Raw genomic sequence first — 13,486 nt, 5'->3', positions numbered from 1 at the left:
TTGATCCAAGGAGGAATGGGTATGTTGATTGGTGTACCAAAAGAAATTAAAAATAACGAGAATCGCGTAGCGATGACCCCTGCAGGAGTGTACACACTTCGCTCGTCTGGCCATGAAGTACTGATCGAAACGAAAGCTGGTTTAGGATCAAGCTTTACAGACGAGGAATATATTGAGGCGGGCGCACAGATTGTTCAGACAGCAGAAGAAGCATGGAGCGCTGAAATGGTTATGAAAGTAAAGGAACCGATTGCTTCTGAATATCGTTATTTTCGTAAAGGTTTACTACTATTCACATACTTGCATTTAGCACCTGAGACGGAGTTGACTCAAGCTCTTTTAGAAAATGAAGTAACAGGACTAGCCTATGAAACAGTTCAGTTGCCTAATAACTCATTGCCGTTGCTCGCACCTATGAGTGAAGTAGCAGGAAGAATGGCGACGCAAATCGGTGCTCAGTATCTTGAAAAAACGAAGGGTGGAAAAGGTATTCTGCTAGCTGGGGTGCCGGGTGTTTCTAGAGGGAAGGTTGTAATAATTGGCGGTGGGCAGGCAGGAGCAAATGCTGCACGTGTGGCAATCGGGATGGGTGCTCACGTAACCGTACTGGATCTGTCAGTTGATCGTTTACGCCAGTTAGATGATATATTTGGCAATAACATTCAAACACTCGTTTCGAATCCGTTCAATATCGCAGAATCGGTCAAGTCGGCAGACCTCGTCGTAGGTGCAGTATTGATTCCTGGAGCCAAAGCACCGAAGCTTGTCTCTGAAGAAATGGTTCAATCCATGAAACCCGGATCGGTCCTCGTGGATATCGCCATTGATCAAGGAGGAATTTTTGAAACATCCGATCGTGTAACGACACACGACGCCCCAATCTATACTAAACATGATGTCGTCCATTATGCAGTGGCTAATATGCCTGGAGCAGTACCACAGACATCGACAGTAGCATTGACCAACGTAACAGTCCCTTATGCGCTTCAAATTGCTAATAAAGGATGTAGCCAGGCCCTCCTAGATAATGAAGCCCTTCGAAAAGGTGTAAATACTATGAATGGCTATGTAACATACAAAGCCGTTGCAGAAGCACAAGACTTAGACTACACGCCTTCTATGTCTATATTAAAAAATAATGGTTTAGTAACGAATATTTAAAACATCGCTATATATTTACTTATAATTAGTTGAAAGTACAACAAGTCCCTCTGCCTACACTATATTTTCGAAACAACAATATAGTGTAGCAGAAGGATTTTTTCACGTACTACAATCGTCTAGCGGTACAGGTGCCAGTGGCTCGTATCGATGCAATCAGTATGTGTTTTACTCCATCACCGTGATGCTCTTGTGACTAATTTTTCCATTTCCCGTATCAAATCTAGTGAAATCCTGTATAATCAACACCAAAAGGAGGTTGCTAGATTTGAAATCTTTGACGAAATTGATCACAACTATAGCTGTTACTTTTCTGGTCGCGTTCGCACTGACACTATCAGCTGAAGCGGCTAGTTGGCAGGATCATTCGCCTGACCAGAATCCGGACAAGCCGTGGATTGTTACGTTCAGTAAACCAGTAAATAAAAATACGGTCAGCAAACGCACAATTTATATCAAGGACTCTAAAGGAGTAACGAAGGATAATGAAATAACCTACTCAGATTCCGACAAGAAAGTACATATTGCACCGCCTGCAGGAAATTATCGTAGTGGAGAAACTTACACATTGTATATCACGCAAGCCGTGGAGAATACAGAAGGTACACCATTGAAAACACCGGTTACTAAAACGTTCTCCATTAAAGCAGGTGTAACCTATGACTTGGCACATGTACAAGCCAATGGTACGACAACCGTAGTGGAAAAGTTTCCAAGTTTTGAAGCAGCAGCAAGCCGTATGAATAGCCATCAAGTCGTGCTATTCCAAAACCGTATCATCCACATGCCAAGTGGACTGATCTCGACCGTGCCATATGGCGGTAGCTCATTGACGATTTTGTATACTGATGAAAAATTAAACAATCAGGAAACATATGTCCCGGCAGACACGGAACTTGTGTATGTTGACTCGACAGCCACTTCTGTAAAAGTTGAATTGGCGGGAAGAAACTTCTACATCAAACCACAAAATGCAATGATGCTACCGAGTCAGACTGTGACGGATCGCACACATTACAAAGTGAAAAAGGAATCGCTTTACCACTTGATTTATTCACATAAAACACAAAAGTACGCTGCGTATGAAATGGGAGCTGCGCCAAGCTTCATGCAAGAAGGGATAAAGTATTACAGCACGGACGGCAGCCATTTCCATAATGAAACAGGGGCTTTGATAGGCACGGCTCATCAATACTTCCAGTACTTGCCGATGCGCAGTATGACGCGCTATACGGCTGATGAGTTGGATGCGTATATTATGAAGCAGTTGCAAATTCTAGAAGAATCTAATCCTACAACTTACAAAAATGCTACGACAAGAAGTAAGTTGATTGGATTAGGGACGGAGTTAAAACGTATTGAGCAGGAAAGTTATGTGAACGCGATGCATATTTTGGCGTTGGCACAACATGAAAGTCAGTACGGTTTGAGTAAGCGGGCTTTGGAGAATAATAACTTATTTGGATTGTATGTAAGAGATGACAATCCATCAAATCAAGTATTTGCTACGGTGAGTGAAAATATCCAAGAGCTAGTCGATTCGTTCCTGAATAAAAACTATCTACCTCCAGGCGCTGTATATGCAAATGGTACGAACTTCGGAAATAAAGCAATTGGCATGAACGTTAAATATGCTTCCGATCCATACTGGGGTTCTAAAATCGCTGGACATCTATATCGAATGGATCGATCTATGGGTGGTAAGGAAATAGCCAATCAACTGAAAATTGGATTGACGAATCCACCCAGTTTGAATGTACGACCTATACCTTCATCCGCTTCAGGCACGCCAACCATGTATACATATCAAAAGATGGGGATGCCGCTCATTATTTTGGATGAACAATTACCTGAAGCACCTTGGATAAAAATTCGTTCGGATAAAGCACCATATGGCTCGTTGTATGTACATGGCGATTATGTAGATCGTCTTGAATGGCAGTGAGCACTGAAACAACCCCTTACCTTAATAGTAGGTAAGGGGTTGTTCTTAGTCTATTCGATTGAAAAATTCATTCGTTAAGTCACCATTAATCCCTATGGCTGCAGCGCTTCCAGTTCCCGCTGCAACTAGTAGTTGCGAGGGAACGATATGTGAAACGTCACCCGCGGCATAGACATTCCAAACGGTGGTGCGTCCGTATTCGTCGGTCAGAATCCCTCCATGTTTATTGCGCTCGCATCCTAAGTCTTGAGCGAAATAATTGGGGTGACTCCAGAGCGGGGAAGCAAATCCGCCTGCACGGTCTATCAATGTACCGTCTTCAAGCCGTACTCTGTGCAATTGGCCATCCTCTCCTTCAAGTCCCGAAATGATATCATCTACAATTTGTATCCCTTTCGCATTCAACTTCTTTCGTTCCTCTGCCGTTAGCTGACCTTCCCCACCTGTGAATACAATTAAATCTCGACTCCATGTATACACTTCCGCAGCCAATTTAAAGACGTTTTTATCAGCAAAGACGGCCAATGAACGATCTCGCAATTCCCAGCCATCGCAATACGGACAACTGAAAATAGATGTACCATAAAAACGCTCAATGCCTGGCACATTAGGTTGCTCGTCACGCAAACCGACTGCGAGAAGAACTTTTTGCGTGCGGAACGTCTTGCCATCAGCCGTCATCAATTCATAATGCGATTCATCCAAACGTTCCACCGCAACTATTTTCTGATGATGAAATGTCACAGATGGATAATGTGTCAGTTCTTCCCGTCCAATCCGCCGCAATTCAGCAGGCTGGATACCGTCACGCGTTAAGAATCCATGTGACGCACGAGAGACACGGTTTCGTGCATGATCATCGTCAAACATAATGACATTTCGCCTTGCCCGTCCAAGTACTAAAGCCGCACTTAATCCAGCAGGACCTCCACCAATGATTGCACATTCATATATCATAATTGTTCTCATTCCTTTTCATTTCATTTTAGTTATATAACTTCCCATGAAATGCGTGAAGTAAACTGTAGTGTGTGCAGTTTGGTAGAAAGTAGAAGCAACTGGGTTATAAAAATATAGATGCTTCGATTGGCGAAGCTAAAAATGTTTTCAAGTACTAGAGATCTGTTTAAAGCTTTGCGGTTTACTAATTACAGTTCGCACGAGACAAATAGCCCGAAAGGACCGGTTCTGATTTCTTAACTAATGGCCAATAATGCCGATAAATGGAGAAGAGAACTTTATTTCCATATAGCCAGGCGGATAAGTCGAAAAAGATCGTATTCAAGACGTGACTGGCTATTTAGTGCAACACCAAATTTATCGAGTAGGGGAGAATAAGGAGATGAAACAAATTTGGAAAGCCGCGTTTGCACTGATCCTGTTGGTCAGTGTGTTAGGAGCGGGATTGAAAGCAGATGCAGCCGCGAAGCCGGGGACTGCTGAGCCGGTTGAGAAGAAGCCTTATGAGTATGAGTTTGTCGTGGATGAAAATGCAAAATATAATGGATTTTTTGGTGCGAAGGAAATGGTGATTACGTTTGATAAAAATATTAATCAAACAATTGCATACAACGATGTGTATATCGAGCAGATAGTAGACGGTAAAAACATAAAAGTACCAATCGTATTAAAGTCGTCAGCTAATGGGAAGAAACTTACTATCACATTTAAAAACCTAGAATTTGTAGATTATATTGACAAAGAAGACTTCCAGTTAGTAATAAAACAAGGCACGTTATATTTTGATCAACTGACAGACTATAAATTACCGTTTAAATTTTATGATTTAACGCCTGGGTTCGAATCCGTTTTTGTCAATGTGGATAATGCTGATGAAATAAATAATAAAATATTTAAACATAATGAGCCTCGTAATATTAAGATTCAAGTCCCGCCACTCTATATTACAAAGATTGAGACTATTCATCGTTACAATGGTGTCACAGATGTAGAAGCACCAAATCTCTCTAATATTGATGTGATTGCAGACCCTAGAGCGACTAGATTAAAAGTTGAATTAGGAGTGGATAATCAATTTGAAAGAGATTTGGATCGTTCGACAGCGGGTGTGAATGGCTTTTCTATGGGGCAAGCAGGTATTAGCGATCTACTCTGTAAGGATACAAGTATTCCAGAAGAGAACTGCGAAGAATATAATCCGGGTGATGATTTTCAATTAACAGCCTACAGCGACTCAGGACGTAAACTTGAGACTAGAAATTTTAAAATGCAAATCAATGATCGTCTGAAGGATTTTAAAATTGGTGACTATGTGAAGGCAGATGCGAAACAGTTTGGTAAGCCGATCTCACTTTATGACTTGATGGCGACACCGACTACATTGGAAAAAATTATGGAAGGCACACAGTTAAGTGCGTTGAATAAATTAGGTCTTACTTATTCAGTAGGGAACAGTATTGAAGTATATAACTTAGAACAACTTCAAATGGCATTAGCTAATGTCAAATTTAAAACTATTATTATAAATAATGATATCAATGTAATGGATCTACCCGAAGACACGCTTGTAATTGATCGCAATGTCACAATTAGAGGCAATAAAAATACACTTAAATCAACTATTATAGGACATGTACAATTAGGAAAAGAAAAGAATAGAATTATTCGTATTGAAAATTTGGACATTAATGGAAACCTTACTATAAATGTAGGTGAAGAAGGAATAGCAATATTGGATGAAGTAAGTGTTACAGGGACACCAGGACCAAGTACACAAATCATCAGCGGTGGTAAGGACTCTGTTCATCTAAATAATTTCAAATCTGTTGATGGAATAGAGGTTCGTAATAAGCAGAAACTTCGTATTGTTACAACAAACACTACTACTGAACCACTATATATTGACTATAAAGCGCAAGCACCTGTCGATTTAGAGATAGTTAGTGGAACGGTACATTTAAATTCAGATGATGAATTAACACTTGATAATGTATTTACCGTAGTTGCTGATAAAACACACGCCACTGTAAATACGACAGGTAAATTAGTAGCTCCATACTTTATTTTTAAAAATCAAACTTTACAAGAAGATGATGTAACTAATGGTAATGAAATCCCGTTTTCAGGAGAATTTGAAATCCCAGTAAATGGAACCGAGGCTTCTGTTGATAAAGAAGAGGTAGTCGGAAAGATTATGGGTGGAGAATATTTGGGGAAATTAACTTCTTGGAAGGTAATAAAAAATAATACTGAATGGAGTATAGATCTAAACGATACAAAAATAAACATAAGCGGAATAAAGAAGTTTGGTACTGGAACTATATCATTCAGTGCTCTTGATGAAAAAAAGGTTTCTTATGTTATACATTTAACAATAAAAATTGGCGAAGTAAACCAACAGTAAAAGAAATCAAGTAAAAGGAGTTGAGTGTAGTTTGTTTACTCAATTTATTAGAAATCATGCAGTCCTATATCTATTACTTGCTTTCTTTCTTTTCTCTTTTGTGAATACTACAGAGGCATATGGAGTAGCTAATCACAAAAACGTGGTAGATGCAGGTAAGGGGCATCTAGTTGTATTAAAAGAAGATGGTAGTGTCTGGAATTGGGGAGATGGAACATATGGTCAATTAGGAATGGGGGCTTCTGGTTCTTCCAATATACCTTTACCCGTACAATTAACCGGAGGCAATCGGCTCTTAAATATTTCAGCAATTTCAGCGGGAGGAAACTTTACAATTGCACTTGATTCAAATGGACAACTGTGGAGCTGGGGACTAAACTCTTATGGCCAGTTGGGTCGTACTACTACTTCCATAGATAAGAATCCGGGAAAAATTACTTTAGAGGGTTCCAGTAGACCTAAAATTGTAGATTTATCGGCAGGAGAAAATCATGTATTGGCAGTTGATGAGGCGGGAAATGTCTGGGCATGGGGGTATAGTTTTTATGGACAGCTGGGAAAAAAAACAAAATCTTACTTCAGTTCAATTCCAGAAAAAATTGCCGGCTTAGATAATGTTGCGGCAGTAGCAGCGGGGAAAGATCACTCAGTTGCACTAAAAAAAGATGGAACAGTATGGGCTTGGGGGCGTAATACTTACGGCCAGCTAGGTCTGGGTGATTCAGCCAATGAAAATGTGATACCTAAACAAGTGACTGGACTGAGTAATATTATAGAAATCGCAGCTGGGGATGATCATACGTTAGCGTTGAAGCAAGATCGTACATCTTTATTAGCATGGGGACGCAATGTTACTGGCCAGATTGGTGATGGTGGATATGAAAATAAGTTGACGCCCTTCTTGGTAAAAGGTGTGAGTAATATTCGCTCAGTTGCAGCTGGCGATAATCACACAATTATTACGAAAGACGACGGCACAGTCTGGCAATGGGGACGTAATACAAGTGGTATACTGACATCACAGACGGCGCCTATTCAAATTCAAGGAATGTCTGATGCGGTAGCTATTGGTGGCGGAGGTTATCTGGACAGCTTTACATTAGCCGTGAAATCCGATGGCACCGTATGGCAGTGGGATAAAGCATCTTCAGACTCTACTACCAAACTACCAATATTCAAAAAAGTATCCGGCATCGACGGTGTCATGAAACTAGATGAGTTCCCCTTCGTTCAAGGTGGACAAGTAAAGTTTAAATATATCGGAAACAGTCTGACTGAAGACGTGAAACTGAACGGAAGCTTTAATGATAATGTTGACCTGCAAATGGAACGTAAGCCAGGAAATGTTTGGGAACTACAAGTCGAACTGCAGCCCGGGCAGTATGAATACGGCTTCCGCGTCAACGGGGAGTGGACAGTCGATCCGCTCAACCGCGATAAAATCATTGACGACTTCGGTCGGACATTCAGTGTGCTGAAAGTTGCTCCTTATGCAACTGTTGGTCCAATTATCGATCATAAAGAGGTAACATTCACGTACAGCAGTTACGATTATAATAACCAGCTTGAACCACAAGCACAATCAAAATCTGTTTCAGTCATGGGGAACTTCGGGGATGATTACCACTGGATCGAAATTCCGATGGTCAAGCAGCCGAACAACACATGGAAAGTGTCCAGAACATTAAAGCCAAGAGATTACTTTTATTCATTTGTCGTGCGAGATAATGAAAGCGGGGCAGTTGCTGTAAAGCGCAATGATCCCTTGAATCCAAGCTTACAGACGGACACCCTGACGAACATTTCTCGAAATACATTTGTTGTAGCTGAAAATGTGCTGACGAAAATTCCTGTTGCGTCGATCACACTCAGCAAAGGACCTGAAATGGACTTAATCGTAGGTGAGCAATCCACGTTGACTGCAAGAATCAGCCCATCGAACGCAACAAATCAAAACGTTAACTGGTATTCGAGCAAACCGACTGTGGCGAGTGTGGAAGGTGGGAAAATCACTGCGCATTCCGCAGGAGAAACGACCATTGCGGTAACGTCTGTGGATGGCGGTAAGATTGCTAGCGTCACAGTTGTTGTGAAACGGCAAGACGGTGCAGTATCGTACCCACGCGTAGGGTATAAAACAGAGGATGACCGATTTAATGTGGAGCCTACAAAAGCCTGGAAAATTAACCTCAGCCAAGAACTGGACATTAAGACCTTTAATCCAGATTCTGTCTACATATTAAATGAGTCAGGCGTGAAGATTCCACTTGGTTATCAAGTTTCTAATAAAGGAACCACGATGGAAATTCGATTGCAGAATGGCTATCAGTACAAAAAAGGCGCTAACTATTATCTATTTATAGAAGATACAGTGAAGTCATCCAACGGTGCCAAATTGAAACAGAAGGTGCAGATGAAATTCCAGATTAAATTATAACTGCATAGTAAAAAAGGAGTTGCCCCAATTGGGAGCAACTCCTTTTTATCATCATTTGATTGTAAATGTTTGCAGTAAAGACTGTTTCAAGAATTCCTTATTCTTCGTATTACCTTTGAATCGACGGTCGATATGCAAGGTGTACTGCTTTCCACGAATGTAAGCCTGTTGCGGTATGACATAAATCGTCTTCCCGTCACTACTCAATTGTAATGTAGTGGCTACGTTCTGATTGGTTGCATCATCTGTGACATAGATCAATCCGGAGTATAAGGCATCGCGGTCTACTCGAGCATTGAAATTAATGTTCAACACTTTATGCGTATCGTAAGAGGGTATATTTTTGCTCCAGTCAATTGCGGGCGTAGCTTCAAGTGCTGTGATCTGGCTGATTTGATTTCCTTTTATTACGACCGCATATAGCTCACCTGTTGGCGTCGAGATCTTGTCATTAGGCGTATATTTCGTCCAGTTTAGAATATCAGCAGGTGAAGCAGTAGCTATATATCTGTCTTTTAATTGTTTGTCACTTGACAGTGTGCTGCTTATGAATGAAAAATCTTTACTGCTCGTTGTGTAATAAATTGTACCGGGCGTTTCCAGTAAAGCTAACTGTAGCGTATATGCCGCGCTGCCTGTTGCCGGCAAATTAATGAGCGGTGCACTCACATTGTCAACGAGGGCATACGTCCCAGGTTCATTAATCAGACCTGTAGTTGAGGTGGAAGTAGTTACACTTGGTACGGCAACTGTGTATCCATCAACCAGTTTAGACAATGTCTTAGTTCCTGACTTCGGCAGCTTCAGCTCAATTGGCTGCATAAAGCGTGATAAGTTGCCAAAGCTAATTTCATATGACTTGCTGGCCAATGGTTGCTTTAAAGTGAAAGTAGAATTCCCAGATTCTATTACGTTACTTGCAGGAACATGAGCTTCCACGTTGTTATCTTTTGTGATAAATGTGACACCGTGATCCTTTGCTGTGTTCATTTCAGCAGGACTTAATGAAACGGAAGGGGACAATGGTGTAAGATCTCCGTTTTTTTCAAGTGGCAGACTGCCGGTCGAACTGCTGACGGCGTGCTTCACTGTAACAATGTAGGTTTTTGCAGTCGTATTACCGTCTGCTGAATTTTCTACACGATACAATTTGGGTTTGCCGTCCGAAAAGTCTGTTTTCACTTGTGGATTCGGTGTGACAGTTCCGATACTTGTAATGACAGGTGTTAAGCTATTTAATTTTGCCGTTTTAGGTACTGTTACGGTGATTTTTTCTGCTTTTTGGTCAATGACACTGATTGCTTCTACTTCTTTAAAGTTGAATGAAGTGATTAACGCACTAAGTTTTGCATTATCAAATATGCTGACATTTACTGGTAGGGAAGGCTGGCTTTCAATACCGTTTACTATTTGTGTGACGTAGTAACCAATGCCTGCTGGGACGTCCTTGAATGTAGTATTATTTGAATTAGTCTCTTTTTGAGATTTGACTAACTGCCCATATGCATTATATAGATTTACTTTGGTTGTAGCGTGTGGATATATGCCTTTATTTTCACTATCATTTGGAATAGAATTTACTTCGATAGTGCTCGAGGTTGCTTGAATTTTTCCTGGTTTTGGTGGTGCTACAGTAATAGATCTATACTTTGTTAAAGCTTTTGCTCCTCGTGTTGCTACAGCAGTGTATTTGATTTTGTATGTGCCGGGTTCTTTAATAATAAAGTCAGGGTGTTTTATAGAGAATCCCTTTACTTCATGGGTATCATTCGTATCCATAATAACAAGCGTTGAAGCCAATGTAAGAGGATTCTGTGTGTTCGATAAATAATCTTCTGCTGTAATTCCAGGATCTTTAAAATGATTATTCCTTGTATAATAGGGCTCAACTTCATGATCCATCGTTAAGTTGATATTTTCAGGACCAATTAATTTTATAGAGGGCTTATCAATGTCTACTACTTCTACTATGTTAGATTGACGACTTGGTTGTCCTTTAACGGTTTGTGTTACATAATAGCGGCCAGGAATAACTTTGGTAAATACAAGAGTAGTTTGTTTACTTTTTAAAAATTTACCTGGAGCTCCAATTTCGACAGAATTATCAGGATCGTTTTCATCAATTCTGTATAATTTTATATTAGTTGGTGATTCTGACGTTCCCGGAAAAATATTAGATACTCCAATTTCACCAATAGCAGCAGTACTACCTATTGCAATAACAGGTTTTGGCCGCACCGTAACCGTTCTTTTTTGTTTTGTTGCGGGTAGACCAGCTGTATCTTTCGCATTATAAAAAATTGTATACGTTCCCGGCTGGTTAGTATTGACAGGACCAGGATCATACGTAACATTTTCTTCCGCAATACCAATATTATCAACAGCGGTAAAGCCTGGGTCTGTAAATGTGTCTCCAACTTCTAAATCTATATCTATGGCTCCGTTTTTATAAGGGTGTAATATAATTTCGGGAGGAGTGGTATCTTTTATCTCCACACGATCTGAAAACTTACTCTTTACGCCTTCTACTTCCTGAAAGACAAAGTAGCCTTTACCTACGGGGACATCTGGAAACGTATAGGTGTTTTCGTTTAAGTTTGTAATTTCTCTAACTTTTTTTGCTTTGCTTAAATCATTAGATTCACTAGGGTCTTGATATAAATACAAATCTGCGTCATTGAATACATTTTTAACGGTTATTGAACCATAAAGGTGTTGTTCGATAGGATGATTGACGTGATTCTCTTTTGAGTTTACCGTTCCAACAATATCTATTTTCTGGGGATATACGACAATCTCTCTGGTTTCAGTAGAAAACAGTCTTTCATTATCACAATCTGTTGCGGTGTATATTAATGTGTATATGCCAGGCGTCGGCTGTTGATCAGTGCCAATAGCACGATCTTTGTATCTCATAGACACGCTAATCCTTAAGTCGTTATCATCTGTACAGCTTAACGGAGCTTTTGAAGCCGTAGATTTCCCGTTTTTATCTATTACTTTATAACCGTTTTCTTTATATTTATTTTGTTCATTTATATTATGGAATATCTCGATTCTATGAGGTCCTTCTAACTCAATAATAGGCTTTTGTTCATTTACGATTTCAACAATATTTGACGGCTTACTTTCTACTCCGTTTTCTTTTTGTATAACTTGATAAAAGCCGGCTTTTAATTTTGTGAATGTAGCGGTACTTCCCTTTGACGTTATTTGTTGATCTTCAACAAACTCGTCATTTGATTTCTTTGCTCGTAATAAAACAAGTTCGTTCTCATTTTTTGTACCAGAAACCCGTATCTCCCCCAGGTTATTAGTGGAACCTGAATTTTTCATAGAATCCAGTTTAACAGCAGCAGGATATACAGTTATATTCCCAGAAGGTGTGCTGTCTGCACCGTCAATGAAGTGAGTTACACTGTACCTGTCATTTGCATCAATTTTATCGAATATTACTATATTTTCAGCATCAGGTTTTTGTGTTTTATAGGGTGTTGATGAATCTGAATTGTAAAGATATACTTCACTACCCGGTATCACATTTTTAACAATAATCCTATAGGGTTCTGTAGTAACATCTTCTTTAACTGATATAGGTTTAGGCTTTACAGTTATTGCTGGTGAAACTTTGGTCAATTTAGGGTCAGAGTCTATTTTTTCAGCTCTTACTTCATAAATTCCTGGAGGAACGTCGGGAAAGGAAGTCTGTTCATTTAATAAATCTCCTACTCGATTACCATTATTTATTTTGTGTAGTGTAATTTTCCAAGCGGAGTTACCATCATCCATATCAACCCCTATAACACCCTTATTGTCTGCACCAACTTCCACGTCATATGTAACCTTGCCTGGAAAGCCTTCTGCCACACCAGGCAACGGCCCAATAGTAGAAAACACTAACAAAAAAGCCATAAAAGCTGGGAAAAACTTCTTCATCTTTTTCATTCCTTCCTTATTTAACCTTATAATATTGCTTTTCTATTAAATGACTTTCTTCATTCCACACGTTAATCGTTAACAAATCGCCTGTAACCAATCCAATCTGTCCTTTAGAAAATGAATCAGCACCATCGCGATGAAGTTTGTTCCGGCTTCCGTTATTAATTGAATAGGTGACAGAAATCACATCGGGTTTTACTTTAACGGAGACAGTAGTGGCAAGTTTATTCATAGTGGCGGAAACGTCTGTTATGTACAATCCAGTCATCTCGAACTCTTTCGTTACCGGCTTGTTCAGTATCTTGCCAGAAGCAGCTTGAAAACTGGCTGGGATTGTCAGTGTATATCGTTCACCAAACAAGTATGGATTTTTTGGTTTTACTATAACTTTATCTAAATCTGCCGATAGAGAAAGAGATAGCGTAGTATTTTTAGATTGTATAGTAATAAGTTCAAGATTGGCTTTTTGATCAGATACGTCATGTGTAAATGTTATATTCCATGGTTTTATAGGGTCGGTAATGGGCTCGATACTCGCTGCGTAACCGATTTGATTACTGAACAGACTTGTCAGCAAGAAACCAAGTAACGCGACAGTAGTAACAATATGTACTCGCATAGTAAATTCTCCTTTAATGTG

7 protein-coding genes are annotated in these 13,486 nt (G+C 39.9%); 4 read left to right on the top strand and 3 right to left on the bottom strand.

Annotated features, from left to right (window positions below; all coding sequences use genetic code 11):
• Window positions 1-21: 21 nt before the first annotated feature.
• Window positions 22-1,161, top strand: a complete 1,140-nt coding sequence (gene ald / locus CSV61_RS07390) for an alanine dehydrogenase (protein WP_099638683.1) — start codon at window positions 22-24, stop codon at window positions 1,159-1,161.
• 268 nt (window positions 1,162-1,429) lie between these two features.
• Window positions 1,430-3,106 carry an N-acetylglucosaminidase gene (locus CSV61_RS07385; protein WP_143561069.1) on the top strand — a complete coding sequence of 559 codons (1,677 nt, stop codon included), beginning with the start codon at window positions 1,430-1,432 and terminating at the stop codon, window positions 3,104-3,106.
• A gap of 45 nt (window positions 3,107-3,151) precedes the next feature.
• Here CSV61_RS07385 and CSV61_RS07380 read toward each other — a convergent pair whose 3' ends face one another.
• Window positions 3,152-4,063: an NAD(P)/FAD-dependent oxidoreductase gene (locus CSV61_RS07380; RefSeq protein ID WP_099638681.1), complete on the bottom strand. Its 912-nt coding sequence runs from the start codon at window positions 4,061-4,063 to the stop codon at window positions 3,152-3,154.
• A gap of 385 nt (window positions 4,064-4,448) precedes the next feature.
• On the opposite strand from CSV61_RS07380, the gene CSV61_RS07375 reads away from it, so the two are divergent.
• Together CSV61_RS07375 and CSV61_RS07370 are read left to right on the top strand one after the other, a co-directional pair.
• Window positions 4,449-6,470 (top strand): pectate lyase-like adhesive domain-containing protein, encoded by a 2,022-nt coding sequence (locus CSV61_RS07375; RefSeq protein ID WP_099638680.1) that lies wholly within the window; start codon window positions 4,449-4,451, stop codon window positions 6,468-6,470.
• 31 nt (window positions 6,471-6,501) lie between these two features.
• Window positions 6,502-8,907, top strand: coding sequence for an RCC1 domain-containing protein (locus CSV61_RS07370; RefSeq protein ID WP_099638679.1), 2,406 nt, complete (start codon window positions 6,502-6,504; stop codon window positions 8,905-8,907).
• Window positions 8,908-8,958: 51 nt separating this feature from the next.
• On the opposite strand, the gene CSV61_RS07365 is transcribed toward CSV61_RS07370, so the two are convergent.
• Both CSV61_RS07365 and CSV61_RS07360 read right to left on the bottom strand, forming a co-directional pair.
• Window positions 8,959-12,843, bottom strand: a complete 3,885-nt coding sequence (locus CSV61_RS07365) for a DUF5011 domain-containing protein (RefSeq protein ID WP_158233795.1) — start codon at window positions 12,841-12,843, stop codon at window positions 8,959-8,961.
• 16 nt (window positions 12,844-12,859) lie between these two features.
• Window positions 12,860-13,465 (bottom strand): Ig-like domain-containing domain, encoded by a 606-nt coding sequence (locus CSV61_RS07360; RefSeq protein WP_099638677.1) that lies wholly within the window; start codon window positions 13,463-13,465, stop codon window positions 12,860-12,862.
• Between the last annotated feature and the right edge of the window lie 21 nt (window positions 13,466-13,486).

Source organism: Sporosarcina sp. P3 (genome assembly GCF_002743415.1).
Taxonomy (GTDB): Bacteria; Bacillota; Bacilli; order Bacillales_A; family Planococcaceae; genus Sporosarcina; species Sporosarcina ureae_A.
This window is presented reverse-complemented; position numbering and strand designations above follow the sequence as displayed.